At 72.7% G+C, this 25,447-nt stretch carries 23 protein-coding genes and 1 pseudogene; 6 read left to right on the forward strand and 18 right to left on the reverse strand.

Translation table 11 applies throughout. The features are described 5' to 3' along the window. Positions 1-155 precede the first annotated feature (155 nt). The 3 genes and pseudogenes from GTY84_RS35095 to GTY84_RS32445 form a co-directional block, all read left to right on the forward strand. A pseudogene (locus GTY84_RS35095) lies at positions 156-346 on the forward strand (Tn3 family transposase); the annotation flags it as partial. A gap of 142 nt (positions 347-488) precedes the next feature. Continuing rightward, positions 489-1,301 carry a phytanoyl-CoA dioxygenase family protein gene (locus GTY84_RS32440; RefSeq protein WP_161230010.1) on the forward strand — a complete coding sequence of 271 codons (813 nt, stop codon included), beginning with the start codon at positions 489-491 and terminating at the stop codon, positions 1,299-1,301. A gap of 61 nt (positions 1,302-1,362) precedes the next feature. Continuing rightward, positions 1,363-2,229, forward strand: coding sequence for an AraC family transcriptional regulator (locus GTY84_RS32445; protein ID WP_161230011.1), 867 nt, complete (start codon positions 1,363-1,365; stop codon positions 2,227-2,229). Positions 2,230-2,485: 256 nt separating this feature from the next. Here GTY84_RS32445 and GTY84_RS32450 read toward each other — a convergent pair whose 3' ends face one another. Then, positions 2,486-3,220 carry an FCD domain-containing protein gene (locus tag GTY84_RS32450; protein ID WP_161230012.1) on the reverse strand — a complete coding sequence of 245 codons (735 nt, stop codon included), beginning with the start codon at positions 3,218-3,220 and terminating at the stop codon, positions 2,486-2,488. 423 nt (positions 3,221-3,643) lie between these two features. Continuing rightward, positions 3,644-3,904 carry a hypothetical protein gene (locus tag GTY84_RS32455; RefSeq protein WP_161230013.1) on the reverse strand — a complete coding sequence of 87 codons (261 nt, stop codon included), beginning with the start codon at positions 3,902-3,904 and terminating at the stop codon, positions 3,644-3,646. Positions 3,905-4,161: 257 nt separating this feature from the next. On the opposite strand from GTY84_RS32455, the gene GTY84_RS32460 reads away from it, so the two are divergent. Further along, the gene (locus GTY84_RS32460) at positions 4,162-4,734 is read left to right on the forward strand and encodes a MarR family transcriptional regulator (RefSeq protein WP_161230014.1); all 573 of its coding nucleotides are present in this window, start codon (positions 4,162-4,164) and stop codon (positions 4,732-4,734) included. Between the two features lie 68 nt (positions 4,735-4,802). On the opposite strand, the gene GTY84_RS32465 is transcribed toward GTY84_RS32460, so the two are convergent. The 7 genes from GTY84_RS32465 to GTY84_RS32495 all read right to left on the reverse strand — a co-directional run bounded on the left by GTY84_RS32465 (position 4,803) and on the right by GTY84_RS32495 (position 12,032). Further along, positions 4,803-5,534 carry a gamma-glutamyl-gamma-aminobutyrate hydrolase family protein gene (locus GTY84_RS32465; RefSeq protein WP_161230015.1) on the reverse strand — a complete coding sequence of 244 codons (732 nt, stop codon included), beginning with the start codon at positions 5,532-5,534 and terminating at the stop codon, positions 4,803-4,805. After that, complete coding sequence (locus tag GTY84_RS32470; protein WP_161230016.1) at positions 5,531-7,015, reverse strand: aldehyde dehydrogenase; 1,485 nt, start codon at positions 7,013-7,015, stop codon at positions 5,531-5,533. Before GTY84_RS32470 ends, GTY84_RS32465 begins: the two co-directional genes overlap by 4 nt. Positions 7,016-7,167: 152 nt before the next feature. Further along, on the reverse strand, positions 7,168-7,788 hold the full coding sequence (locus tag GTY84_RS32475; protein WP_161230017.1) for a TetR family transcriptional regulator: 621 nt from the start codon (positions 7,786-7,788) through the stop codon (positions 7,168-7,170). Positions 7,789-7,816: 28 nt separating this feature from the next. Then, positions 7,817-8,662: a fumarylacetoacetate hydrolase family protein gene (locus GTY84_RS32480; RefSeq protein WP_161230018.1), complete on the reverse strand. Its 846-nt coding sequence runs from the start codon at positions 8,660-8,662 to the stop codon at positions 7,817-7,819. Between the two features lie 12 nt (positions 8,663-8,674). Further along, entirely contained in the window at positions 8,675-9,598 is a 924-nt protein-coding gene (locus GTY84_RS32485; protein WP_161230019.1) for a 3,4-dihydroxyphenylacetate 2,3-dioxygenase, read from the reverse strand. Further along, entirely contained in the window at positions 9,591-11,054 is a 1,464-nt protein-coding gene (locus GTY84_RS32490; RefSeq protein ID WP_161230020.1) for an aldehyde dehydrogenase, read from the reverse strand. Before GTY84_RS32490 ends, GTY84_RS32485 begins: the two co-directional genes overlap by 8 nt. 171 nt (positions 11,055-11,225) lie before the next feature. Continuing rightward, a complete protein-coding gene (locus tag GTY84_RS32495) occupies positions 11,226-12,032 on the reverse strand; it encodes an acetoacetate decarboxylase family protein (protein ID WP_161230021.1) in 807 nt (268 codons plus the stop codon). Positions 12,033-12,691: 659 nt separating this feature from the next. Between GTY84_RS32495 and GTY84_RS32500 the strand changes: the two genes are divergently transcribed. Beyond that, the gene (locus GTY84_RS32500) at positions 12,692-14,047 is read left to right on the forward strand and encodes a glutamine synthetase family protein (RefSeq protein WP_161230022.1); all 1,356 of its coding nucleotides are present in this window, start codon (positions 12,692-12,694) and stop codon (positions 14,045-14,047) included. A gap of 288 nt (positions 14,048-14,335) precedes the next feature. Here GTY84_RS32500 and GTY84_RS32505 read toward each other — a convergent pair whose 3' ends face one another. The 9 genes from GTY84_RS32505 to GTY84_RS32545 form a co-directional block, all read right to left on the reverse strand. Then, entirely contained in the window at positions 14,336-14,716 is a 381-nt protein-coding gene (locus tag GTY84_RS32505) for a nuclear transport factor 2 family protein (RefSeq protein ID WP_161230023.1), read from the reverse strand. 50 nt (positions 14,717-14,766) lie between these two features. Continuing rightward, the gene (locus GTY84_RS32510) at positions 14,767-16,215 is read right to left on the reverse strand and encodes an aldehyde dehydrogenase family protein (protein ID WP_202552530.1); all 1,449 of its coding nucleotides are present in this window, start codon (positions 16,213-16,215) and stop codon (positions 14,767-14,769) included. Between the two features lie 46 nt (positions 16,216-16,261). Then, positions 16,262-16,855, reverse strand: coding sequence for a TetR/AcrR family transcriptional regulator (locus GTY84_RS32515; RefSeq protein WP_161230024.1), 594 nt, complete (start codon positions 16,853-16,855; stop codon positions 16,262-16,264). Between the two features lie 8 nt (positions 16,856-16,863). After that, the gene (locus tag GTY84_RS32520; protein WP_161230025.1) at positions 16,864-17,715 is read right to left on the reverse strand and encodes an ATP-binding cassette domain-containing protein; all 852 of its coding nucleotides are present in this window, start codon (positions 17,713-17,715) and stop codon (positions 16,864-16,866) included. Next, positions 17,712-19,544 (reverse strand): dipeptide/oligopeptide/nickel ABC transporter permease/ATP-binding protein, encoded by a 1,833-nt coding sequence (locus GTY84_RS32525; RefSeq protein WP_161230026.1) that lies wholly within the window; start codon positions 19,542-19,544, stop codon positions 17,712-17,714. Before GTY84_RS32525 ends, GTY84_RS32520 begins: the two co-directional genes overlap by 4 nt. Further along, positions 19,541-20,482 (reverse strand): ABC transporter permease, encoded by a 942-nt coding sequence (locus GTY84_RS32530; protein ID WP_161230027.1) that lies wholly within the window; start codon positions 20,480-20,482, stop codon positions 19,541-19,543. The genes GTY84_RS32525 and GTY84_RS32530 overlap by 4 nt, the downstream gene beginning before the upstream one ends. Positions 20,483-20,542: 60 nt before the next feature. Continuing rightward, complete coding sequence (locus tag GTY84_RS32535; RefSeq protein WP_161230028.1) at positions 20,543-22,054, reverse strand: ABC transporter substrate-binding protein; 1,512 nt, start codon at positions 22,052-22,054, stop codon at positions 20,543-20,545. 272 nt (positions 22,055-22,326) lie between these two features. Beyond that, on the reverse strand, positions 22,327-23,316 hold the full coding sequence (locus GTY84_RS32540; RefSeq protein WP_161230029.1) for a methyltransferase dimerization domain-containing protein: 990 nt from the start codon (positions 23,314-23,316) through the stop codon (positions 22,327-22,329). Between the two features lie 161 nt (positions 23,317-23,477). Next, positions 23,478-24,446: an aldo/keto reductase gene (locus GTY84_RS32545; protein WP_161230030.1), complete on the reverse strand. Its 969-nt coding sequence runs from the start codon at positions 24,444-24,446 to the stop codon at positions 23,478-23,480. A 91-nt stretch (positions 24,447-24,537) separates the two neighbouring features. On the opposite strand from GTY84_RS32545, the gene GTY84_RS32550 reads away from it, so the two are divergent. After that, entirely contained in the window at positions 24,538-25,278 is a 741-nt protein-coding gene (locus tag GTY84_RS32550; RefSeq protein WP_161230031.1) for an SDR family oxidoreductase, read from the forward strand. The last annotated feature ends 169 nt before the right edge of the window (positions 25,279-25,447 follow it).

The raw sequence follows: 25,447 nt of genomic DNA on the forward strand, positions 1-25,447 counted from the left end.
GCGCACCAGGACATCCGGGAGGGGCGGACACCGGTGCGAGTGGTTGAGGTACAGGAAAGCCCGGTGAGAACGGTCACGGTCGTGTGGGCGCTGTTTCCCGGATCATGCGGCGAGCACCTGGCCCGGCTCACGCGTGGGGCTGGATGCGGCGTGGCCAGGTCCGGGCCTACGAGCTGCTGCGGATCTCCGGCCGCGAGGGCCGCCCCACCCCGCTCGGTGCCGCGTCTGCCGAGTACGGCCGGATCGGCAGAACCATGCACCTGCTCGCCCTGGTCGACCCGGTCGACGACACCTGCCGGCGGCCAACCGGCAACTGGCCGTCCAGGAGCCCCGCCACCGCCCGGCCCACGCGGCCGAGGCGCCATCTCCTCCGGGCACGAACTCAAGCAGGCGGCGTGACTGGGGACCACACGCCCGTCCTCCCACCCGACAAAGGCGGTGCGGAGAATGTCGGGTGATCGGGGCCGGTGCCGTCGCACGATGGGGGCATGGATGACACGACCTTGGTATCCCGTTTCCTCCGCGACGGCTTCGTCAAGTTGGAGGGCGCCGTAGCGCCGCGCGTGGCCGCGGACTGCGCGCGGCTGCTGTGGCGGGAGACCGGCTGCGACCCGGACGACCCGTCGACATGGACGCGGCCCGTGCACTGGGTGGGCGGCATGGCGCAGGGACCGTTCGCCGCCGCACCCAACTCCCCGTCCCTGCAACACGCGTATGACATGCTCGTCGGCGCGGGGCGCTGGGAGCCGCGCTACTCGCTGGGCACGTTCCCGCTGCGCTTCCCGCACGAGGAGGAGCCGGACGACGCGGGCTGGCACATCGAGGGGAGCTATCTGCCGGAGGGCGAGAGCTGGTACTTCACGAATCTGCGCTCCCAGGGCCGGGCACTGCTGATGCTGTTCCTGTTCAGCGAGGTCGGTGCGGAGGACGCCCCGACCCGGATCCGGGTCGGCTCGCACCTCGATGTGCCGAAGGTGCTGGAGAAGTACGGAGAGGACGGGGCGAGCGGACTGACCCTGGCCCCCGATCTGGTGGCGGCGTCCGACCACCGGCCACTCGCCCTCGCCACCGGGTCCCCGGGCGACGTCTTTCTGTGCCATCCGTTCCTGGTGCACGCGGCGCAACCGCACCACGGGGTGCGGCCGCGCTTCATGGCCCAGCCGCCGCTGATGCCGGCCGCGCCGTACGAACTGGAGCGGGCCGACGGCGATTACTCACCCGTGGAGATCGCGATCCGCCGGGGCCTGGGACGGGAGATCCCCGGTCCGGACGGGGACGGCACGGACCACGGCGCCGGGTAGAAGTGCTTCACGGCCATCGCCGGCAAGGTGGTCGTGAAGAGGAAGAGGAAGGAGGCCGGGCATGCTGGAGCGGCTGAACCGGGCCATGGAGCACATCGAGCACCATCTCGACCAGGCCCTCGACGTGGAGGAGCTGGCACGCATCGCGGCCACCTCGGAGCACCACCTGCGCCGGATGTTCTCCGCGCTCTCGGGCATGCCGCTGTCGGAGTACGTGCGGCGCCGCCGGCTCACCCTCGCGGGCGCCGAAGTACTCGCGGGGCGCGAGACGCTGCTGGAGATCGCGGTGCGCTACGGCTACGGCTCCGGTGAGGCGTTCGCGCGGGCGTTCCGCACCATGCACGGCATCGGACCGGGCGAGGCCCGGCGCACCGGCGCCGCACTCAGCTCCCAGTCCCGGATGGCCTTCCGCCTCACCATCGAAGGGAGCAGCAGTATGCGGTACCGCATCGTGGACAAGGCGGACTTCACCGTCGTCGGGTTCAAGACCCGGGTACCTCTGGTGCACGCGGGCCCGAACCGGGCGATCATGGACTTCGTGCGCGGGATCGACCCACGGGCTCTGGAGCGCCTGGAGAGGCTGTCGGACCAGGAACCGCACGGCATCGTCGCGGTCTGCGACGATCTGGATCCCAGCCGCGCCGAGGGCACCGAACTCGACTACCACCAAGGCGTGATCACTTCCGCCGCCACTCCTGAGGGCACGACCGCCTTGGCCGTCCCGGCCGGCACCTGGGCAGTCTTCACTGCCTCCGGGCCGGCGCCGCAGGCCATTCAGGAGCTGTGGCGGGACGTGTTCACCGAGTGGTTCCCGTCGAACCCGTACCGCACCTGCACCGGCCCCGAGATCCTGCGCACCAGCCTGTCGCAGGACAGGACCCGGGCCGACGCCGAACTGTGGCTCCCGGTGGAGCCCGAGCACGGCTGAACACAGCGCCATCAAAGAACCTTCGTTCTCTGAAGACCACCGGACAGGGAGCCGTGCATCCCTGCGGAGCCTTCAGAAACCCTTCACAAGCCGGGCAGCCCGCGTACGGAACCGGCTCGCGTGCCGTCGTGACCATGGGCGCGGCGGCGCGGGGCTCCACGCGCCGTCCGGAGCGACCTGGCCCGGGGCGCTTCCGGGCGGGGCGGCGTCACCGGCACCGGCCGGGAGGGGGGAGACGGCCGCGCGTCGGCAGGGGTCACACGTCGTCGGGGCGGCCGGCGACCAGCGTGCCGTGGAAGCCCCGGATGTGGCGTTCCACGAGATCGGCTGCGCCCTCCCCGTCGCCCGCCCGGACCAGCCGCAGCAGTTCCGCGTGCTCGGCGTTGAGGGCGGCGGCGGTGGCCGCCCAGTCCGGCGCGTTCTCCTCCGCCCGGAGGATCAGGGTGCGCACCGATTCGCGGACGGCGGAGGTGAGGGTGGAGACGAGACGGTTGCCGGAGCCGCGGGCGACCAGCACATGGAACTCGGTGTCCAGCTCGTTGAACTCGGCTGCCGCGAGGCCCGGTTGCCGCATCCGGGCCAGCAACTCCTCGGCGTGTTCCAGGACCTCGGCGGACGCGGTCGCGGCAGCGGTGGTGAAGCTGGAGCGCTCCAGGGTGACGCGGGCCTCCAGGACGTCCCGGAGGTCGTAGCTGCCGAGCGCCAGGTGAAGGCGGAGCAGACGGCCGAGGGCGTCGTCGGGGTTGCGCACCATCCGGGCCCCGGCGTCGGCCCCCCTACCGGGGTGGGCGACGAGGATCCCGATGGTCTCCATGACGCGCAGCGCCTCGCGCAGCGCGGAGCGGCTGACACCGAGGGTGGGGGCCAGTTCCCGCTCCGGCGGGAGGCGGTCGCCGGCCTTCAGGTCCCCGGCGAGGACACGTTCCTCGATGGTCCGCAGCACGAGTTCATGGGTCCGTGACTGCTGCACCGGACGCCACTCGGCCGCCATCGCATCCTCCCGGTTCGCTCCCCGCCGAGTCTATGTCACAGCGTTCTGTGGTCGGACCGCACGACCGTCCACCGCGGGCCCACCCGGCCGTACCGCTACCGCGCCGTAGGGAGGGACGACGGCAGGGCCCGTACGGAGCCGGGGCGCGCGAACGGGAGCACCCTGAACCCGGAGCCCGCGCCGGAGCCCGGCGACCGTGCCACCGCGGGACGAACGGGAAGAAGCCCCGCCCCGGTGAGGGGGCGGGGCTTCTCGTGGAGCGCTGGGCGGGCCTTGCACCTGCATTTCCCCGCAGGAAGCGGGGCGTCTTTCCTTAGACGACCAACGCGTGCCGTCCGACCGATGATCTTGCTGCCGAACAATGATGATCTTAGCGCAGACCCGGCGGGGACGCACATCGGGCCGCCGGGGGCCCGGCGGGGCTCAGTCGGCCTGCTGGTTCCTGCCCCCCAGCCACTCCGCGTAGTTGTACGAGGCGCTGCTCCCCTGCCTGCCGGGGGACAGCCCGAGCACCGCCTCCTCCTGTCCCGGGCCCGCGCCCAGACGGGCCTCGGTCAGGACGTAGGGGAGGCCGCCGACATGGAAGCGGATGCCGCCGTCGGGGTAGGCACTGACACGGACGGCCCGTCCGTCGGGGAGGGTCACGGACTGGGTGAAGTGCGGCTTCTGCGGCTGGTGCGCCATGCGGTCCTCCGGGGTGTTCGGCGGGGCGGAGTCGGGCAGCGTACCGCCGCCGGACCGGCCCCCGGGGCCGTATGTGGAGCGCCCTCCCCCACCGGGTGGCATCCCGAACGGCCGTGCGCGCGGGGACGAGGCGCGCACCCGGCCGCGCTCGCGGTGGCCCCGGGGAGCGGAGGGGCGCCGCCCGTACACTGGGGTGCCGAACGACCGAACCGGCCGGCGGGCCGGGCGGAGGCGCAGCGGAGACCCAGGGAGCGAGCGTGCCCGGCCAGCGATCCATCACGGAAGCGGAGAAGCGCGCGGAGGCCAGGCTCGGCGGCATTCCGATCCGGCGCGAGCAGATGGAGGCCGTGGCCAACATCTACCGGGCCGCCTCGACGGTCCGCCACCACCTGGAGAACTCCGTGCTGCGCGGCTCGGACCTGACCTGGACCGCCTTCGTGGTGCTGTGGGTGGTCTGGGTGTGGGGCGAGTCGGAGACCCGGCACGTGGCCGGGGAGGCCGGTGTCTCCAAGGGCACGCTGACCGGGGTGTCCCGGACCCTGGAGTCCCGCGGTCTGCTCCACCGCTCCGGCCACCCCACCGACGGACGGCTCGTCCTGCTGCGCCTCACGGAGGAGGGCGAGGAGTTCATGCGGCGGGTGTTCCCGGCGTTCAACGACGAAGAGGCCTTCGTCACCTCGTCGTTGAGCGACGAGGAGTGCCGGGACCTCGCGGACGGGCTGCGGCGCGTGGTGCTCCAGGTCGAGCGCCACGGCGAGGACCGGCGCCGCTCGCTGCTGGACGGCGCCGAGCCCGCCCCCCGGCGCAGCGGCCGGAGGGCCAAGGGCTGAACGGGCCGGGCGCACCGGGCGCCGGACGTCCGCCGGTGCCACCCGGCGGGCCCCGCGCGGCCAGGGGGTCAGCGCCCCGCGCGTGCCGCGCCGACGAAGGCGTCGAAGAGGCGCTGCTGTGCGGGGTCCTCCGCGGCCGTGTCCTCGGGATGCCACTGCACGGCCAGGAACCAGCCGCCGACGCCCGGTGCCTCCATCGCCTCCACCGTGCCGTCGGCCGCCCGCGCGGTGACCGTCAGGCCCTCGCCCGGCCGGTCCACGCGCTGGTGGTGGTAGCAGGACGCGGTGGCCGTGCCGGTGCCGGTGGCCGCGGCCACGACGGAGCCGGGCGTGAGCGCCACCGGGTGCCGTAGGTGCCGGTGTTCGCGGCCGGGTCCGCCCATGTCCTGCTGGAGGGTGCCGCCGCGGACGGTGTTGACCACGTGCAGACCGCGGCAGACCGCCAGCAGGGGCAGCCGCAGGGCAAGCGCCTGCCGGGCGGCCTCCAGGTCGAAGGCGTCCTGCTCGTCGTCGACGTCGTAGACGCTCTCGTGGATCTCCCGGGCCCCGTAGCGGTGCGGGGACAGGTCGCCGCCGCCGGGGAGCAGCAGGCCGTCGAAGCGGGCCAGGCGCGCGGCGGTCGCGGCCGGGTCGGCGGTACCGCCGGGGGCGTGCGGGTGGAGGGACACGGGCTCGCCCCCGGCCCGCCACACGGCGTCCACCAGGGCGCGGGCGTTGACCTCGGCGGCGTACCGCAGGGCCGAGGCGGTGGCGGAGAAGCGGGCCGGAACGGCGATGAGCGGGCGGGGGGCGGGGGTCACAACTGGATCCAGGTGGTCTTGAGTTCGGTGTACTTCTCCAGCGCGTGGGCGGACTTGTCGCGGCCGTTGCCGGACTGCTTCATGCCACCGAAGGGGACGGTGAGGTCGCCCTCCTCGTAGCAGTTGACCCAGACGGTCCCGGCCCGCAGGGCGCGCGAGACCCGGTGGGCGGTGGACAGGTCGGCGGTCCACAGCCCGGCGGCGAGTCCGTAGTCGGTGGCGTTGGCGAGGGTGACGGCCTCGTCGAGGTCGTCGAAGGGGAGGACGGCCAGGACGGGCCCGAAGACCTCCTCGCGGGCCAGGCGGCTGTCCGGTGCGACCCGGTCGAGGACGGTGGGCCGCAGATAGGCGCCGCCGGTGTCGGCGAGGGTGCGTTCCCCGCCGGTGAGCAGCCGGGCGCCGTCGTCGACGGCGGTGCGGACGTGGCCGAGCACCCGGTCCAGGTGGTCCTCTCCGACCAGGGCGCCCATCTCGGTCGCGGGGTCGAGGGGGTCCCCGACCCGCAGGGTGCGGGCGTGTCCGACGACCGCCTCCGTGACCCGTTCGGCGACGGAGGAGTGGACCAGCAGCCGGGAGGGTGCCGTGCACATCTCGCCCTGGTTGAAGAAGATGCCCCATGCGGCGGTGGCCGCGGCCCGCTCCAGGTCGGGGGCGTCGGGAAGGATGATGTTGGGTGACTTGCCGCCGAGTTCGAGCCAGACCCGCTTGAGGTTGGAGTCGGCGGCGTAGCGCAGGTAGTGGCGGCCGACGGCGGTGGAGCCGGTGAAGGCGAGGACGTCGACGCCGGGGTGGAGGCCGAGGGCGCGGCCGGCGACCGGTCCGTCGCCGTTGACCACGTTGAGGACGCCGGGCGGCAGCCCGGCCTCGGTGGCGATCCGGGCGAGCAGCAGGGCCGACAGGGGTGCGTGCTCGGACGGCTTGAGGACGACGGTGCAGCCGGCGGCGAGCGCCGGGGCGACCTTCCAGCCCGCGAGGGTCAGCGGGAAGTTCCACGGGACGACGGCGCCCACTACACCGGCCGGTTCCCTGGTGACGAGGGCCAGGGCGTCGGGGGCGGTGTGCGGGGACTCGTCGGTGAGCTTGCCGGCGAGTTCCCCGTACCAGCGGAAGGTGCCGATCAGGGCGCGGAGTTCGATGTCGTGGGCGTCCTTGACGGGCTTGCCCATCTCCAGGCTGACGGTGAGGGCGAGGTCGGCGCGGCGTTCCTCGATGAGGTCGGCGACGCGGAGCAGGGCCCGGCCGCGTTCGGCGGGGGCGAGCCGGGGCCAGGGGCCGCTGTCGAAGGCGCGGCGGGCCGCCGCCACGGCGAGGTCCACCTCCCCGGCGCCCGCGTCGGCCACCCGGGCCAGGACCGTGCCGTCCCTCGGCGAGACCACGGCGAAGGTGTCGCCGCCGTCGTGCCAGTCGCCGTCGATGAGGTGCCGGACGGGGTGGCGCAGCGCCGCCGCGCGGCGCTTCCAGTCGTCTGCGGTGGCGTCCACCGTGGGCCTCGATTCAATGGGGATGCGGGGCGGGACGCGGCGTCCGGGGGTGTCAGCCCGGGCGCGGCGGCCGCGATGTCGTTTCGGGCCAAACGATATGGGCCCATGGTCGGCGTGGAGCGGCCCGTTCGGCAAGGGGGGCCGCCGGGGGCTCAGCTCCCGGCGGGGTCGCCGTGCTCCGCCAGCCCCGCCAGCAGCCGCCGCAGCTCGGCCAGCGCCTCCTCGGTCACCTCCCGCTCGCCGAAGACCAGCTGGTGCAGCACGAGGCCCTCCAGGGCGGCGAAGACCAGCCGGGACAGCCCCCGGTCGACCGGCCGCGACAGGATGCGGGACAGGTCGTGCCGGGCCGCGGCGAAGTAGCCCTCGTACAGGTCCCGCAGGTGCGGCATCAGCTCCGGTGTGCGCCGGGCCTCCAGGAGGAGTTCGTACTGGAAGGCCTGGAGGTCCGGCCCGGACTCCACCAGGCCGTCCAGTCCCGCGGCGAAGTCCTCGGCCCTGCCGGTCCCGTTGTCCAGGGCGTTGACCCGCAGCGAGGAGCGGACGGCGTGGTCGACGGCCCCCTCGATGAGGGCGTCCCGGGAGCCGAAGTGGTGGACGACCAGCCCGTGGGTGACGCCCGCCTCCTCCGCGACCGCCCGGTAGGTCAGCTTGCGCAGCCCGCCCCGGGCCACCACCCGCACGGCGGCGTCCAGCAGGGCGCCCCGGCCCGACCCGTAGTTGGTCACGCGCTTGCGGCTGGCGCGCTCACCGGCGGGCCCGAGGGGTTCGGTCATGGCGCCGACCCTACCGGCGGGTCCCCGGTCACCGCTTGGGCGGCCTGATCCCGCGGAACTCCCAGTCGCCGCCGAGCGCGGTGGACAGCACCTCCTCGGACTCGGTCGGCTGGGCCCCCACGTCGGAGCGGATGGCGGTGGGGCCGGTGACCACGTGGTTGGTGAGCCGCCCGAGCCCCTCGACCTCCACCTCGACGACGTCGCCGGGACGCACCGGACGGGAGTTGGCCGGGGTCCCGGAGAGCAGCACGTCGCCGGGGTGGAGGGTGATGGTGCGGGCGATGTCCGCGACGAGGTAGTGCATGTCCCAGGTCATCTCGTCGGTCGAACCGTCCTGCACCACCTCGCCGTTGACGTAGGTGCGCAGCCGCTTGCCGTGGAAGTCCCAGTCGGTGACCAGGCCGGGGCCGAGCGGGCACAGGGTGTCGGAGCCCTTGACGCGGAGCATGGAGCCCGCGTCGGTGTCGCGGAAGTCGTGCAGTCCGAAGTCGTTGGCCACCGTGTACCCGGCGATGTACTCCCCCGCGTCGGCCGGGGCGATGTTGCGGGCGGTGCGGCCGATGACGATGGCGACCTCACCCTCGTAGTTGAGCCACTTGCAGCCCTCGGGGCGCACCACGGCGCCGCCGTGGCCGTTGAGCGCCGAGGTCGGCTTGTGGAAGTAGGTGGGCGTGTCCGGCAGGCCGATGCGGAACTCGTCCACCCGGCTGCGGTGGTTGAGGTGGACGGCGATCACCTTGGAGGGGACGACCGGCGGCAGGTGGAGGGCGTCCTCGGCGCGGACGCGCCGTCCGTCACCGGCGACGAGGTCGTCGCCGTCGCGGACGGTCTCCACGGCGGCGCCGTCGAGGAGGATGCGGCGGTACTCGGGCATGGCGGGGCCTCTCTAGGCGCTGCGGGAATCGGTGGGCCGGGGCGCGGGGGTGCCGGTCCAGCCGTCGGCGGGGCGGTCGAACCACATCAGCACCTGGCCGGTGCCGACGGAGTTCTCGTACTCGCCGTACTGGCGGCCCGGCGCGGTGCAGGCGCCCTCGCCCAGGGCGCCGGCCATCATCAGGTAGTGGCCGAAGCGGGCTTCGGGCTTGAACCGCGCGAACTCGTCCATGGTGTCCAGGACCCGGTCGTGACGGCCCTCCCGGAACCAGGCGATGCGCTCCTCGTCGGCGGCGCGGGCCTCGGGGGTGAAGATGTGGACGGGGTCGCTGGCCTCGTGGTCGCGCAGTTCGCGCAGCGGCCAGAAGGTGTGCGACAGGGCTCCGGACGCGATCAGCAGGACGCGTCGGCCCGGGGTGGCGGCGATGCCGTCGGCGAGGGCCCGGCCGAAGCGCAGATGGTCCTCCGCGTCGCCGGTCTGGCAGACGCCGACGGACACCCAGCGCTTGTCGGGCAGTCCTTCGCCCAGGTGCTTCCAGAGGTTGATGGTGGCGTAGTAGACCGGCAGGAAGTCGTCGTCGATCGGGGTGATCCAGGTGCCGTGCCGGTCGGCGAACGAGGCGATGTTGGCGGCGAGTTCGGGATCGCCGGGGTAGTCGTAGGGCATCCGGCTCATGCCCCGGGGCAGTTCCTCGGAGGTGAACAGGCCGGCCCTGCGCCGCTGGGCGGTGACGACGAACTCGACCGTGGTGGCCCAGTGCGAGTCGAGGACGACGACGGTGTCGTAGTCGTCGCGTTCGAAGACGTCCCGGCGCAGTTCCCGCAGTCCGGTGACGAGGGTGATCTCCTTGCCCTCGTTGAGCTCCAGCCGGGTCGCCTCGGGCAGCACGATGGTGGGCACATGGGCGAGCAGGCCCGCTCCGACGATCTCACCCATGGTCGTTCCATCCCTTCGGAGCGGTGACGGTGTTCTTGACGTCGCAGTAGAAGTCGAAGCTCCAGGTGCCGCCCTCGCGGCCCACTCCGGAGTCGCGCGAGCCGCCGAACGGGGCGCGCAGGTCGCGGACGAAGAAGCAGTTGACCCAGACGGTTCCGGCGACCAGGCGGGCGCTCACCCGGCCGGCGCGCGAGGGATCGCCGGTGGCGAGCGTGGCGGCCAGGCCGAAGCGGGTGTCGTTGGCGAGGCGGACGGCCTCGTCCTCGCCGGTGAAGGTCTGGAGGGTCAGGACGGGGCCGAAGACCTCCTCCTGCACGATCTCGGAGTCCTGGCGCACGTCGGTGAGCAGGGTCGGCGCGTAGTACTGGCCCTCGCCGCGGTGGCCGCCGATGACGGCGCGGGCCCCGTCGGCGAGGGCGCGGCGCACGAAGCCGTCGATCTTGTCGAGCTGGCGGGGATGGATGTTGGGGCCGATGTCGGTCGCCTCGTCGCGGGGGTCGCCCTGGCGGAGCCGGGAGGCCCGGTCGACGAAGCGGCGGGTGAACTCCTCGGCCACGGACTCCTCGACGAGGATGCGGGTGGCCGCCAGGCACACCTGCCCGGCATTGTCGTACTGCTCGACGGCGAGGTCGGCGGCGAGGTCCAGGTCGGCGTCGGCGAAGACCAGCAGCGGTGACTTGCCGCCGAGTTCGAGGCTGAGCGGAGTGAGGTGCGGGGCGGCGGATGCGGCGATGTGGCGGGCGGTCGGCACGGAGCCGGTGAAGCTGATGCGGCGCACGTCCGGGTGGGAGGTGAGGGCGTCGCCCACCTCGGAGCCGTAGCCCTGGAGGACGTTCAGGACGCCGGGCGGCAGTCCGGCCTCGGCGGCGATGTCCGCGAGCAGCGACGCGGTCAGCGGGGACCATTCGGCGGGCTTGAGGACGACCGTGTTGCCGGCGGCGAGGGCCGGGGCCACCTTCCAGGTGGCCAGCATCAGGGGCGCGTTCCAGGGGGTGATCAGGACACAGGGGCCGGCCGGGTCCCAGGTGACGTGGTTGGTGTGGTCGCGGGTGGTGAAGTCCTCGTGCTCCAGTTCCTCCAGCCGGTCGGCGAAGAAGCGGAAGTTGTGGGCGACACGGGGCATCACGCCGCGGCGGTGGGAGCGCAGCAGGGCGCCGTTGTCGGTGGTCTCGACGAGGGAGAGGTCCTCGAGGCGCCGGTCCACGCCGTCGGCGACGGCGCGCAGCAGGCGGGCGCGCTCGGCGCGGGGGGTGGCGGCCCAGCCCGGGAAGGCGGCCCTGGCGGCGGCGACGGCCGCGGCGGCCTCGGCCGGGGTGCCCCGGGAGATCTCGGCGAGGGGGGCGCCGTCGATGGGCGAGGTGTCGGTGAAGGTGGCGGCGGAGGCGACCCGTTCGCCGCCGATCCAGTGCCGGGTGTCGACGGGGACGCCGGCGACGGTGGTGAGGTGTGCGCTCATGGCCTCTGCTTCCTGGTGGTCCGGTCGGTGTGCTGCGGTGGCGGACACGGGGCGCCGTGTTCCGGGGCGGTGCGGGCCCGGGCGGCCCCGGGCGCGGGTGCGGTGCGGGCACCGGGCACGGGGGCGCCCGTGCGGGCGGTCACCCGGCGGGGGCGGCGCCGGGGAGCGCCGTCACCGCGCCCCGGAGGTGCCCGACTCCAGGAGGCGTCCGCCGTCCCACACCACGCCGATCTGCCGGTAGTAGGCGGCGATCGGTTCGCGGATCTCCAGCCGGGCCAGTTCCTCGGTGGGTGCCTCGAAGAGTTCCAGCTCGGCGTCGCCGACCCAGGGCTGCCCGCCCTCGAAGGAAGCGGCTCCGGACTCGACGAGTTCGTCCAGGGCGAGCCCCCGGCCCTTCTCGATGGAGGGCAGCCAGCGGTGGTGCGCCATGGGATGGCCGTTGACGAAGCCGTTGGTCCCGGAGGGCTCCCGCAGGGTGACGACGGCCTGGGCGAGGCGCCGGTCGGCGGCGGCGAGGCTGGCGCCGAAGCGGGCCCCGGCCTCGATGCGCGGGGCCGGGCCGTAGGGGTGCGGGCGGGTCTGGTGGATCGAGCCGAGCTTCTTCGGGTAGCCCTGGTGCAGTCCGCGGGCGACGGCGAAGTCCTTGTCGACCCAGATGTACACGCAGCGGGTGTAGGTGCGGTCCCGGTACTTGCAGCGGACGACCGCGAAGGCCTCCTTGTACTGGGCCAGCACCGGGTCGGTCAGTTCCCGTCCCGAGGCCGAGCAGGACTGCCAGTCGGCCCAGATCAGCGCGACCGCGCCGGGGTCCTCGTCGGCCAGTTCCAGGGGCTCGGGCAGCAGTTCGCGCACCCGGGCCGGGTCGGTGCGGTACTCGACGGTCAGCAGGTCGCCGGAGTAGTGCCACGGGGGCGACGGGATCAGCGAGGAGTCACCCGTCGCCGTCTTGGGGTGGAAGAATCCGCGGACACTGGTCACTGGGGGCTCCTTGAACGGCCGCTCGGACGGCTGCCGGAGGGACGGGGCCGGCCGGTCGGCGGGGGCGGAACGGCCGGGCGGTACGGGCGGATGGCGCGCCCCGGCGGCGGTGGACCGGGACGTTGCGGACGGAGCGGCACGGGCAGGGGTGGACGGGGTGCCCCGCCCGGCGGCGCGGGACCTTGCCGGTCACGGACCGGGCCGGCTGCCTGGGGGCGATGGCCCGGGCGGACGGGTCGCGTCCGGCGCCGCGCCGGACGGACCGGACCGCCGGGCGGCGGCCGGTCGAGCGGGTGGCCCGCCGGACCACCCGTCCGCCGGACGACCTGACCGACGGCCAGGTTGCCCGACGGTCCGTCGATCCGTACCTGCGACCGAACGGACGGGCGGGACGGACGGACCGGCGGGCCCGCTCGGCCGACCGGCTCGTTTGGCTTCAAACAACATAGGAAGCCGGAGACCTCCGGTCAATACCTATCCGGATGGATAAATTATGCGGCAGACCCCTTGCGGGAGACCCGTCGCCCTCCCTACCGTTTGATCCCATACAGGTGAACGGCCTCCTGCGCCCACGCAGTTCGACACGGCCCCTTCCGCCTCCTCTTCCTCTCCCCGCGCCCCCAGCCCCCTCGGGCGCCCCCTTCCCCCAGGAGACCCCGGTGAGCGCAACCGACACCCCGACCGTCAGCCGGCACATGGAACGGCTCGCCGCCGAGGGCATCGACGTGGTCCGGGTGACCTATCCCGACCTCATCGGCACCGAACGGGCCCGGGACGTCCTGCTGGACCACCTGCCCTCGGCCGTGGAGCACGGCCTCGCGTTCTGCCGCGCCGTCTACCACACCAGCCCCCAGGGCGACACGGTCGCCGTCCCCGGCGGACTGGACGCCGGCCTGCCCGACATCCGCGTCGTGCCCGACCTCGGCACCCTCACCGCCCTGCCCTGGGAGCCCGGTGTGGCCACCTGCCTGGGCGACGTCACCGACCCGGCCACCGGGCTGCCCGCCCCCGAGTCGCCCCGCGACCTGCTGCGCACCGTCCTCGACCGGTGCGCGGAGCACGGGCTGCGGCCCGTGGTCGGTCCGGAGCTGGAGTACTTCCTCTGCGACGCCGACCCCGCCGCCGCCCGCGGCTGGCGGCGCTACAGCGATGCCGACGGCGTCGTGTACACCGCGGGCCTGCGCGCCGACCCGGACAACCACCTGCTGCGCACCCTGCGCCTGCTGGCCGCCATGGACATCGGCGTCAGCAGCGGCAACCACGAGTACGACGGCGCCCAGTTCGAGATCAATCTCACCCACTCCGACGCCATGGACGCCGCCGACCGCGCCTTCCGCTTCAAGTCCGCGGTCAAGGAACTGGCCCGGCGGGAGGGCCGCCTGGCCACCTTCATGGCCAAACCCTTCAACGAGGCCGGTGGTTCCGGCTTCCACCTCCACCTGTCCTGCCTGGACGCCGACGGCGACAACGTCTTCGCCGACCCCGCCGCGCCCCACGGCCTGTCCGCCACCGCGCGGCACGCCATGGCCGGCATCCTCGCCCACGCCCCCGCGCTGACCGCGCTGGCCAACCCGACGGTCAACTCGTACAAGCGCTTCGGTCCCGACACCCTGGCGCCCTGGCTGATCGACTGGGGCCTGGACAACCGCAGCGCCATGCTCCGCGTCCCGCCGGAGCGCGGCCCCGCCTCCCGGTTCGAACTGCGGCTCGGGGACGCCAGCGCCAACCCGTACCTGCTGGTCGCCGGCACCGTGGCGGCCGCCCTGCTCGGCGTCCTGGCCGGGGAGGAGCCGCCCGCGCCCCTGGAGGGCTACGGCTACGACGCCGCGCGCTCCCCCGTCCTGCCGATGTCCCTGACCGCCGCCCTGGACGCGCTGGAGGCCGACACGGCCCTCACCGGACTGCTCGGCAAGGACTTCACCGCGTCCTACGTGGCGTACAAGCGCGACGAGGTGGCCCGCTTCCACCGGCACGTCACCGACTGGGAGTTCACCGAGTACGCCTACCACCTGTGACGCCGGTGGGAGGGTGGTGCCCCGCGCCCCCTCCCCCGTCCTCCGGTCCGCCCCGTCCGGCGCCGCGCGCGAATGCCCGCCACCGGACGCGGCGGACCTCGCGCGTTCCCGCACCCGCGGAGGGTGTCGCGCGGGAGTGCGGGCCGGGTCGCCGACGGGCCCGGGCGGGTCGCCCGTCGCGGTCGGCCCGCCCGGACGCACCGTTCCGGGCCCGCCGCACCGAGCCCGGAACGGCGGAAGGGCCCCGGATCACCGGGGCCCTTCCGCCGTGCGCGCACCGCGCCGGGATCACTCCGGGTCGCGGCGGAAGAACGTCTTGCCGGCCAGCCGCCAGACCCCGTCCTCCCGCACCAGGGAGAAGTGGTTGGTGAAGTCGTGGCCCTGGTAGCCGCGTTCGTCGAGGACCGCGACCGCCACCTCGCCGCTCACCTCGACCGAGCGGACGGTGTACGAGTACCCCGGGGTCCACTCCCCCGGGGTGTCGGCCGCGACCACCTCGCAGAACGCCCCGATGGGCGCTGACACCAGTTCGGTGCCCAGGTATCCCCACATGTGGGCGTCCGGCCGGAAGGCCGCCCGGACGGCCCCGGCGTCCCCGGCGCTCACCGCGGTCACATAGGCCTCCACCGCGGCGCGCACTCCGTCGTGGTCGGGGGTGTGCTCAGTCATCTGCTCCGGTCCTCTTCTCTTCGGGCGTGGGCCTCGGTCGGGCGCGGGCCTCAACCGTGGTGCATCCACACGCCCTTGGTCTCGGTGAACACGTCCAGCGCGTAGGAGCCCATCTCCCGGCCCCATCCGCTGGACCGGAAACCGCCCCAGGGGGCGGCGGGGTCGGGTATCGCGGGCATGTTGACGAACACGGCGCCCGCGTGGATGCCGGCCACCAGCCGGTGGGCGGTCGACAGGTCGCGGGTCCAGACGGCGGCGGCCAGGCCGTACCGGGTGTCGTTGGCCCGTGCCGTCAGTTCGTCCTCGTCCTCGTAGGTGAGGACGGGCAGGACGGGGCCGAAGACCTCCTGGCGGGCGATGGCCATGTCGTCCCGGACACCGGCGAACACGGTGGGCCGGTAGAAGTTGCCCCGCTCCAGGGGGCCTTCGGCGCGGGCCCCGCCGGTGACCAGTTCGGCGCCCTCGGCGACGCCCTCCCGCACCATGGCGTCCACCCGGGCCAGATGGCCGTCGGTGACCAGCGGGCCCAGTTCGGTCTCCGGGGCCATTCCGGGGCCGAGCCGCAGGGCGGCGACCGCGGCGGCCAGCTTCTCGGTGAACTCGTCGGCCCGTCGCCGGTCGACGTAGAAGCGGGAGTAGGCGGCACACACCTGGCCGCTGTTGAGCAGGGCGCCCTGCACGTTCCCCCGCACGGCGGCGTCGATGTCCGCGTCCCGGGCGATGATGCTGGGGGCCTTGCCGCCCAGCTCCAGGGTGACGCGCTTGAGGTCGGCGGCGGAGGCCCGCACGATCTCCTGCCCCACCTCCGTGGAGCCGGTGAAGGAGACCTTGTCCACGCCGGGGTGGCCGACGAGGTCCCGGCCGGTCTCGGGACCGCCGGTGAGCAGGTTGACGACACCGGGCGGGAACCCGGCCTCCTCGCACAGCCGGACCAGGCGCACGGTGGTCAGCGGGGTCTGCTCGGCGGGCTTGACGATCACGGTGTTGCCGCAGGCCAGGGCCGGGGCGATCTTCCAGGCCGCGATCATCAGCGGGAAGTTCCACGGGGTGATGAGCGCGCACACCCCCACGGGTTCGCGGCGGGTGTAGTGCAGGGTGTCCGGGAAGGAGACGGGGCTGACGCTTCCCTCGATCTTGGTGACCCAGCCCGCGTAGTAGCGGAAGTGCTCGGCCGCCCCGGCGACGCTCACCCCGCGCGCCACGGCAAGGGGCTGGCCCTGGTCGCGGGTCTCCAGCTCCGCCAGCTCGGCGGCGTCGCGCTCGATGAGTTCGGCGATCCGCCAGAGCAGCCGGGCGCGCTCCGCCGCGGGCAGGGCGGCCCACGCCGGGTCCGCCAGGGCGCCGCGCGCGGCGTCCACCGCGGCGTCCACCTCCGCCCGCCCGGCGGCGGCGCACCGTCCCAGCGGCGCGCCCGTGGCCGGGTCCAGGGTGGTGAACTCGGCGCCGTCGGCGGCGTCCGTCCACTCACCTCCGATGAAAAGCTGGCCTCGCACGTCCATTCGGCATCCTTGTCCTGTGAGTCAACGCGGCGGGCGGGCGCCCGGTTCAGTCGTCGAGCCTGCGCATCAACCGGTCGACGTGGGCGAGGTATTCGGGGATCAGCGTGCCGTCCGGGAACATCAGGGAGGTGACGTTGGCCCCGATGGACATGCCGATGATCTCGCCCGCGAGTCCGCTCACGGCGGGCTCGTCGGCGGCCTCGTCCCGGCCGCGCGCGGCGGCGATCCGGGTGCCGAGCAGCCGCCGCCACTGGTGGAGGTGGTCGCGGTACAGGACGGCCAGTTCCTCGTTGGCCATCGAGTGCTCCCACAGCGCGAGCAGCACCCGTGCGGAGTCGATGCGGTACCGGTCCAGGGGAAGCGTCGCCTCGATGTCGCGGCGCAGCGCCTCCCGGGGGTCGGCGGAGGGGTCGCCCTCCTGCATCATCCGCTCGTGCATGTCCGCGAGCACGCTCTGGAACGTGGCGGCCACGATGCTGTCCTTGCTGGGGAAGTACCGCTTCAGGGCGCCGTTGGCGAAGCCCGCCTCCGCGACGATGCTCCTCATCGTCGCGGCCTCGAAGCCGCCCTGGATGATGAGCTTCTTCGCGACGGCGACGATTTCCCGCCGTCGTTGATCGTGGTCGATAATCTTCGGCATAGTCTTTCCTACGCTACTGGCGATCCGGCCGTCGCACGAAGACCGAGCCAGCTCCTCCTGCGCTCGGCCTGCCGGCCCGGGTCCGCGACCGGTGAGGCCAGCAGCAGACGCCGGGTGTACGGGTGTTCGGGGGTGCGGGTCACCGTCTCGTTGGGCCCGGTCTCCACACACTCCCCCTGGTACATCACGGAGACGCGGTGGCAGATGCGGCGCACCACGTTGAGGTCGTGGGAGACGAAGAGGTAGGAGACACCGGTCTCCCGCTGGATGTCGATGAACAGGTCGATCACCGCGGCCTGGGTGGTCAGGTCCAGGGCGCTGACCGGCTCGTCGCACACGATCAGGCGCGGACGGCGCACCAGGGCCCGGGCGATGGCGATGCGCTGCCGCTGGCCGCCGGAGAACTCGCTGGGGTAGCGCGACACGGTGTCGGCGGGCAGCCGGACGTGGTCGAGCATCTCGGCCACCGTCGCCCGCGCCGCGGCCCTCCCGGTGCCGGAGGCCGTCAGCGGCTCGGCGAGGATCTGGCCGACGGTCATCGTGGGGTCGAGGGAACCGTAGGGGTCCTGGAACACCACCTGGAGGTCGGCGGCCAGGCGCCGCCGGGCGGCGCCCTTGGCGTGGGTGATGTCGCGGCCGTCGAAGCGGATGGTGCCGGAGGCGACCGGGGCCAGGCCCAGGATCGCCTTGCCCAGCGTCGACTTGCCCGATCCGCTCTCCCCGACGAGTCCGACGCACTCGCCGGCGCCGATGGTCATCGAGACACCCTTGAGCGCGCGGAACACGGTGCGACCGCGGCGGTAGTCGATGACGAGGTCCTCGACCTCCAGCAGCGGGCTGTCCTTGGTGTCCGTGCTCACGTGTGCACCGTCCGTCCGGCCGTGTTCCACGCCGCGTCCAGGTCGTCGCGGCTTTCGGTGTCGTCCTGCGAGGCCCTGATCAGCTCCGCGGTGTAGGGGTCGCCGGGCTGGGCGAAGATCCGCTCGACCGGTCCCGTCTCGATGACGCGGCCGTCCCGCATCACCGCGACCCGGTCGCAGATGTCGGCGACCACGCCGAAGTTGTGGGTGACGATGACGAGGGCCATCCCGTACTCCTGCTGGAGTTCGCGCAGCAGCTCCAGGACCTCGGCCTGGACGGTGACGTCGAGGGCGGTGGTCGGCTCGTCGGCGACGAGGAGCTGGGGCTTGCCCGCGACGGCGCCGGCGATGAGGACGCGCTGCGCCATGCCGCCGGAGACCTGGTGCGGGTAGGAGGCCATGACGCGCTCGGGGTCGGTGATGCCCACCCGAACGAGGATGTCGTGCGCCCGCTGCCTGGCCTGACCCTTCGTCAGTTTGTGCACGGAGCGCAGGGGTTCGACGAGCTGGTGCCCGATGGTGTAGCAGGGGTCGAGGTTGCTCATCGGCTCCTGGGGGACGTAGCCGATCCGGGTGCCGAGCAGCGCGTGGCGCTTGGCCCGGGGCAGCGAGCCGACCTCCTGGCCGCCGATCCAGATGCCGTCGCAGGTCGCGCCGCCGTTGACGGGGAGCAGGTCCAGGGCGGAGAACACGGTCTGCGACTTGCCCGATCCGGACTCGCCGACGATGCCGAGGACCTCGCCGGGGGCGACATCCAGGCTGACCCCGCGGACCACCGGCTTGTCGCCGTGCGGGGTGCGGTAGGTGACGCGGAGGTTCTCGACGCGCAGGGCGCTGTCACCGGCGGCGTGCACCAGCTCGCCGGTGGCGGCGGGCGCCTCGGCTGCGGTGCTCCCGTCGGACGCGCCGTCAACCTGCTTCGCGGCGGCCGGGGCGGCGGAGCGGCGGCGGGGGCGCACCGGCTCGGTGCGCACACTGACCAGGTCGGCGAGGGTCGACCCCATGAAGGCGAGGGCGGCGATGGTCAGACCCAGGGCGGCGGAGGGCCACAGCAGGATGAGCGGGTGGGTGCCCATGGTGCGGAAGCCGTCGTTCATCATCTGGCCCCAGTCGGGGGTCGACGCGGTGCCCACCCCGAGGAACTGGAGACCGGTCTGCATGCCCATCGCGACGCCCGCGGTGAGCGCCGACTGGATGATCACCGGCGCCTGGACGGCCCGCAGCATGTGCGCGCGCAGGATCTTGACGTGGGTGAGTCCGGCGACCCGGGCGGCGTCGACATAGGGCTCCTTGCGCACGGCGAGGGCCTTGGAGCGCGAGATGCGGTAGTAGCCGGGGGCCATGAAGGCGCCGACGGTCACCATCAGCACCGTGAAGTCGGCACCGGTGCCGGCCGCCACGATCAGCAGGACGATCATTCCGGGCACGGACTGGAGCCCGTCGCTGATCCACGAGCAGATCCGGTCGGTGACACCGCCGAAGTACCCGGCGGCCACGCCGGAGGGGACACCGAGCCCGATGCCCACGAGACAGGCGATGGCGGCCCCGTAGACGGTGGTGCGGGCGCCGTAGAGCAGGCGGCTGAAGATGTCGCGCCCGGCCGAGTCGCCGCCCATCAGGTGCTCGGAGCTGGGTCCGGCCTGGGTGAGGGAGTAGTCGACGAGGTTGGGGTCGTGCGGGGCCAGCAGCGGGGCGAGGAGTCCGACCAGGACGACGGCGAGGAAGACCACCAGCGCCGCGACGCCGAGCGGGCGGCGCAGATAGCGGGACCAGAGGCGTCGCTGGGAGCGGACGGGGTCGCCGGGTGCGGGGATCACGGCATCGGTCATTGCTCGCGCACCTTCGGGTTGATCCAGCCGAGCACGAGGTCGAGCAGGAAGTTGATGAGGACGACGAAGACGACGGTGACGGCGGTCAGCCCCAGCAGGATGGGGATGTCACCGATCTGGGAGGCCGACTGGGTGAGGCTGCCGATGCCCGGGAGGTTGAAGATGATCTCCACGACGATGGCGCCGCCGAGCAGGCCGACGAACATCACGGCGAGCACGGTCAGGGCGGCGGGCGAGGCGTTGCGCAGCACGTGCAGGGTCACCCGGCGGGAGGACAGGCCGCGGGCCCGGAGGGTGCGGACGAAGTCCTGGTTGGTGACCTCCAGGAAGCCGTTGCGGAGCTGTTCGGCGATCATCACGATCGCACCGAGCGCCAGGGCGACCGCGGGCAGGGTGATGGAGCTGAGCCATCCCGAGCCGGAGTGGGTCAGGGGCACGTAGCCCACCGCGGGGAACCACTTGAGCCGCACCGCGAACGTCATGACCAGCACGAGGCTGACCCAGAAGCCGGGCAGGGCGAACAGGACCACGGAGGCGAGCTTCAGCACGCGGGCCAGCAAACCGCCCGGACGCAGACCGGTGGCGACGCCGACGGCGATCCCGACGACGGCCGCGAGGAGGGTGGCGGCCACCACGATCGACAGGGTGACCGGGACCCGCAGCGCGATCTGGTCGGAGACGGGCTGGAAGTTGCGCCACGAGGTGCCGAAGTCACCGCGTACCGCGTGGGAGAACCAGTCCCAGAACTGTACGAGCAGGGGCCGGTCCAGTCCGAGCCGTTCGTGCAGGGCCGTCCGCTGCGCGGGGGTGGCGTTGTTGCCGAGCAGGCCGGCGGTGGGGTCGCCGATGGCCAGGTGCGCCAGGAAGAAGGTGGCGGAGGTGACGACGAGCAGGAGGGCTAGTCCTGACAGCAGTCGCCGGATCGTGAATCTGATCATGTAGGGGCCCCTCTGGGGGCGGGGCCGCCCGTCGCAAGGGCGGCCCCACCGGTACGGGTATTAGCCGCGCTGGACGAATCGCAGGGTCGGGAACATCATCCCGGTGATCGGGGTCACCGTGATGTCCTTGGTGCTGAAGTAGGTGTTGTTCGCCTGGTACCACACGTCCTGCCAGGCCTGGTCGGTGATTTCCTCGTTGAGGTCACGGATCAGGGGCACCTGCGCGTCACCGGTCGTCGCCTCGATCTTCCCGACCAGCTTGTCGACCTCGGGGAAGTCCTTGACCGACGGGTTCGGGTTGAACCACTGCTGGGAGGTGATCCGGCCGTCCACCGAGGCCGCCGGGTTGGAGTCAAGGGCGAGGACCGCGACGAACATGGGGTAGGTGGCCGCGTTCTTCTGGTAGTCGGCGGGCGACATGTTCTTCCAGGTGACCTTGATGCCGAGCTTGCCCAGGGTCTGCTGGACGGACGGCTGCCACGGCTGGAAGATCGACGACATCGGCAGGGTGACCTTGAAGCCGTCGGCGTAGCCGGCCTCGGCCATGAGCTTCTTCGCCTTGTCCATGTCGAAGGCGTAGCGGTCGTTGAGCGACTCGTCGTAGGCCGCGCGTCCGGCCGGGAACACCTGGTTGGTGGCGACACCCGCGCCCTGACCGACGGACTTCAGCATGGCGGCGCCGTCGAAGGCGTGGTTGATGGCCCGCCGCACCCGGACGTCACCGAGGGGCTTGAGCTCCTTGCCGGTGCGGTCGGTGAACTGGATGCCCACCCAGGTGGCGACGTCGGAGGCGACGTTCCAGCCGTTCTCCTTGGCCCGGGGGATGTCGGCGGCGTTGGCGTAGGCGATGTCGAGCTGGCCGGAGAGCATGGCGTTGAAGCTCGCGGTCGGGTCGGGGATGGGCAGCACGCTCACCGAGCCGAAGGGGAAGGTCTTGTCGTCCCAGTGCCCGGACTGCTTGGTGAAGACGTACTCGGAGCCGGGGGTCGAGCGGCCGGTGTCGAAGGTGTACGGGCCGGAGCCGACGGGGGCCTTGGCGAGCGAGTCGGCCTCGATGGCGGCCGGGGAGGCCATCCAGCTGCGGCCGAGCCCCATGTAGTAGAGGAGCGCGTCGTCCTTCTTCTTGAGGTTGAGGGCGATGGTGCCCTCGTCGACCTTCTTGAAGCCGGAGACGTTGGCGTAGGTCTGTCCGGAACGGACGCCCGCCTTCAGGTGCTCGAGGTTGCTCAGCGCGGCCTCGGCGTCGAAGGGCTTCCCGTCGCTGAACTTCACACCGCTGCGCAGCTTCATGGTGAGGGTCAGGCGGTCCGAGGAGTACGTCCACGATGTGGCGAGCCCGGGGACGGGGTTCGAGTCCTTGTCCAGGGAGACCAGCGGGTCGTACACGGCCGACAGGTACGGTCCGTCGAAACCGATGTCGGCCTGCGCCGGGTCCCAGGACGTCACGTCGAGCAGCGTCCCGATCTTGATATCGTTCTTGGCGCCGCCACTGGAGGTGTCGGCGGTGTTGGTACACGCGGCCATCGCGAACGCGGCGACCGCGACAAGTGTGGCTCTCCAGATTCTCTTCATGGAATCTTCTCTCGGGTGTAAGAGGGTGCGCTGGTGCCAGATCGATCCGGGAGAGGGATACCGCCCGACCTCTCGCCGTCGCAGCGCTCGGCCCACAGATTGAGAGTGGGTGCGCGGAGGAGTTCTCCTGTCCGCCACCTCACATGTCGTGGCCGTTAGTCTACGGTCGTCGGCGAAAAAGGCAATGGCCCCGCCGCAGCCAATTGGCGAGCGGCGGGGCCATTTTTCCCCGGGCGGGAACCAGGGTGTGAAACGGGTGTCCCGGAGGTGCCTCAGACGGCCTCGGCGACCACCACACGGGGGCTTCCGGGCAGGGCCAGCACCTCGCGACGGCGCCATCCGGACGCCTCCAGCCAGGCCGTGACCTCGGACTCCGGGTAGACGACCGTGCCGTCGATGACGAAGTACTCGCCGGCGTGGAGGGCGTCGATCGGGCGCTGGCGCTCGTCGTCGTCCAGCAGGAAGTCCAGCAGCAGCAGCGTCGCCCCGGGGCGCGCCGCGGCGCGCGCACGGGTGAGGATGGCGCGGTTCTGCTCGGCGTCGAAGCGGTGGATCACGTGGTTGACCATGACCAGGTCGTGCTCGCCGCCCGGGTCCGCGGTGTCGGTCGGGGCGGCGTCGATCACGGCCCGGTCGGTGAGGCCGGCCGCGGCGAGCGCCTCGGCTATCGACTCCGAGGAGGCCGGGTCGAAGACGAAGCGCGCGGACAGCTCGGGGTTGGCCCGCAGCGCGCCGATGGCGAACTCCGGGGAGAGGCCGCCGAGGTCGAGCAGGTCCCGGTAGGGCCCGAAGTCGAAGGAGCGGGCGAGCATCGCGGCGTGCAGCGAGTTGTAGCGCATGACACCGGCCATGAAGGACTTCCAGCGGCCCTCGTCCATCTTCAGCTCACCGGGCTCGGTGGTGTCGACGGTGGTGTCGAACTGCAGCCAGTGGCCGTAGCTGATCTCGTTGAGGAAGGCGAGGAAGGGGTGCAGGTCGAGGTCGCCCGCACCGCTCAGGTGGGCCGCGGCGTCCGGCGCCAGCCGGTAGCGGCCGTCGGTCCGCTCCAGCAGGCCCAGTCCGTTCATGGCGTCGGCCAGGATGCGCGTCATCTGCTCGCTGAGGCCGGTCTCCGAGGCGAGCTGGGCGACATCGCGCTCACCGTCGGCCAGGGCCCGGAAGAGGCCGGTGCGCGCGGCGGCGAAGAGCTGCTTGGCGCCCATGTAGCCGATGGCGATGTCGACGATGCGCTCGGGCGTGGCGGGCGTGCCGGGTGCGGTCATGGTGTTCTCCTGAAGGGTGGTCGTACGGGGGTGGGGCGGGGCCTCTGGGGCCCTGGGGGCCGGAGGAGCGATGGGGGCCCCGGAGGCCGGAGGAGCGGTGGACGCCCCGGGGGCCGGAGGAGCGGTGGGGCGGGCGGGCGCCGTCGGGTCGGGGGCGCCGGTCACCAGGTGCCGTCCGCGGCGACCTCGCGGTCGATCCACAGACCGCTCACCGCCTCACGGAGCGCGTCGGCGCCGATCCGGTCGAGCAGGGCGACGGCCCCGGCGTTGTCCTCCAGTTGAGCCTGCCGGGAGACGCCGACCAGCACGTTGGCGGTGGCGGGGTTGGCCAGGCAGAAGGCGATGCCCAGGCGGGCGGGGGTGGTGCCGAACCCGTCGGCGAGCCTTTGCACCTCGGCGTACGAGTCGGCGATGCGCTCGCGGATACCGCCGACATCGGCGCCGATCTTGCGGTTCGGCCGGAGGTTGCCGACGAGCAGGCCGCCCTCGAAGACGTCCGACGCCTGGAGGGCCAGCTCCCCGGAGTCGAACAGGGGGCCGTAGTAGCCACCCTCGGCCATCGACCTGCGCGCCAGGCCGTACTTGAGCTGTGCGAACGCGGGCGGCACGAGGCCCCGCTCACGGGCGATGTCAATGGCCGCGCGCAGGTCGCGGTACTGCCAGTTGTTCACACCCCAGGTGGTGAACCGGCCCGCCTCGATCTGCTCGGCGACGTCGGTGACGACGCGTTCCACGTCGAGTTCGCCGAAGTAGTCGCCCACGACGACCATGTCGGCCCGCTCGACGCCGACGCGCTCCAGGGACGTCTCCATCTGCTGGGTGAAGCCGGTGGAGGGGTAGTCCCAGAGCCAGAGTTTGCCGCAGAACTGCCAGTCGGAGCGGGCGAGCCCGGCCTCCCGCACCGCGCGGCCGAAGATCAGGTCCGTGCGGGCGTTCTCCGCGTGCGGCCCCATGTTGTAGTGCGCGACGTCGAAGAAGGCGCAGCCGAGCTCCGCGGCCCGCGCGATCAACGACACCGCGTCGTCGAATTCCATCCGGTCCCAGGTGTTCCAGGACCCCAGTGCCAGTACCGGAACCTCGGGGCCGTCGGGCCCCAAACGGCGGCGGGGAACGGACTGTGCAGTGCTCAAAGCGCCTCCCGGAAGCCACGGGTTTTTTCGTCTACGCTTGTATACTATACCGAGACGCCGTGACACAGGTCTCGGCGCGAGGGGAGTGAAAATGCAGCGCACACGCACCGTGCTCGTCACCGGTGGAGCGGGCGGGATCGGCCGGGGAGTCGCCGCGGCCTTCGCCGAACTGGGCGACACCGTGGTGATCGCGGACCGGGACGCCCAGCGCGTCACGGAGACCGCCCAGGCCCTCGGCGTCCACGGCCGCACCCTCGACATCACCGACGAGGCCGCGATCACGCGCGAACTGGACTCCGTCCAGGAGGAGTTCGGCCCGGTCGAGGTCCTGGTGAACAACGCCGGACTGCTCACCGTCCACGGCACCCTGCTGGACCTGCCCGGCGGCGACCTGGACACCATCCTGCGCACCAACGTGCTGGGCACCTTCCTCATGACCCAGCACACGGCCCGCCGCATGGTCGACGCCGGGGTCGCCGGCGCGATCGTCAACCTCTCCTCGATCGGCGGCCGGCAGCCCACGCCGGGCATGGGCGGCTACGAGAGCAGCAAGGCGGCGGTGGACGCGCTGACCCGCTGGTCGGCGATCGAACTGGCCGACAGCGGCATCCGCGTCAACGCCGTCGCCCCCGGCCCCGTGCTCACCGAGATGATGGCCGTCGGCATGCCGGAGGGCTCGCCGCAGCGCGAGGCGTGGGAGCAGCGCATCCCGCTGCACAAGTTCGCCTCGGTGGAGGACGTCGCCGCGGCGGCGGTCTTCCTGGCCGGCGACGGCGCGGCACACATCACGGGGACGAGCCTGGCGGTGGACGGGGGGCAACTGCTCACGTAGGGGCGGGTTCCGCGCGCAGGCGTGGAGCGCCTGGAGCACGTGGAACGTGGGGCACGTCGGGAGGCGTTGCCTGCGGATTCGGGCCCGCATCGGTGCGGTCGGCTCTCCTCGGGGAGCCGACACGGTGCGGGCCTTCGCCTTGCCCCGGGGATGGTGCGAGGGGGCGGAT

The sequence above is a fragment of the Streptomyces sp. SID8352 genome (genome assembly GCF_009862265.1).
Taxonomy (GTDB): Bacteria; Actinomycetota; Actinomycetes; order Streptomycetales; family Streptomycetaceae; genus Streptomyces.

Bases quoted from the DNA above. Each gene is read 5' to 3' on its own strand.
- GTY84_RS32440 (WP_161230010.1), top strand. From the start codon at position 489: ATGGATGACACGACCTTGGTATCCCGTTTCCTCCGCGACGGCTTCGTC.
- GTY84_RS32445 (WP_161230011.1), top strand. From the start codon at position 1,363: ATGCTGGAGCGGCTGAACCGGGCCATGGAGCACATCGAGCACCATCTC.
- GTY84_RS32450 (WP_161230012.1), bottom strand. From the start codon at position 3,220: ATGGCGGCCGAGTGGCGTCCGGTGCAGCAGTCACGGACCCATGAACTC.
- GTY84_RS32455 (WP_161230013.1), bottom strand. From the start codon at position 3,904: ATGGCGCACCAGCCGCAGAAGCCGCACTTCACCCAGTCCGTGACCCTC.
- GTY84_RS32475 (WP_161230017.1), bottom strand. From the start codon at position 7,788: ATGACCGAACCCCTCGGGCCCGCCGGTGAGCGCGCCAGCCGCAAGCGC.
- GTY84_RS32480 (WP_161230018.1), bottom strand. From the start codon at position 8,662: ATGCCCGAGTACCGCCGCATCCTCCTCGACGGCGCCGCCGTGGAGACC.
- GTY84_RS32485 (WP_161230019.1), bottom strand. From the start codon at position 9,598: ATGGGTGAGATCGTCGGAGCGGGCCTGCTCGCCCATGTGCCCACCATC.
- GTY84_RS32490 (WP_161230020.1), bottom strand. From the start codon at position 11,054: ATGAGCGCACACCTCACCACCGTCGCCGGCGTCCCCGTCGACACCCGG.
- GTY84_RS32505 (WP_161230023.1), bottom strand. From the start codon at position 14,716: ATGACTGAGCACACCCCCGACCACGACGGAGTGCGCGCCGCGGTGGAG.
- GTY84_RS32510 (WP_202552530.1), bottom strand. From the start codon at position 16,215: ATGGACGTGCGAGGCCAGCTTTTCATCGGAGGTGAGTGGACGGACGCC.
- GTY84_RS32515 (WP_161230024.1), bottom strand. From the start codon at position 16,855: ATGCCGAAGATTATCGACCACGATCAACGACGGCGGGAAATCGTCGCC.
- GTY84_RS32525 (WP_161230026.1), bottom strand. From the start codon at position 19,544: ATGACCGATGCCGTGATCCCCGCACCCGGCGACCCCGTCCGCTCCCAG.
- GTY84_RS32530 (WP_161230027.1), bottom strand. From the start codon at position 20,482: ATGATCAGATTCACGATCCGGCGACTGCTGTCAGGACTAGCCCTCCTG.
- GTY84_RS32535 (WP_161230028.1), bottom strand. From the start codon at position 22,054: ATGAAGAGAATCTGGAGAGCCACACTTGTCGCGGTCGCCGCGTTCGCG.
- GTY84_RS32540 (WP_161230029.1), bottom strand. From the start codon at position 23,316: ATGACCGCACCCGGCACGCCCGCCACGCCCGAGCGCATCGTCGACATC.
- GTY84_RS32550 (WP_161230031.1), top strand. From the start codon at position 24,538: ATGCAGCGCACACGCACCGTGCTCGTCACCGGTGGAGCGGGCGGGATC.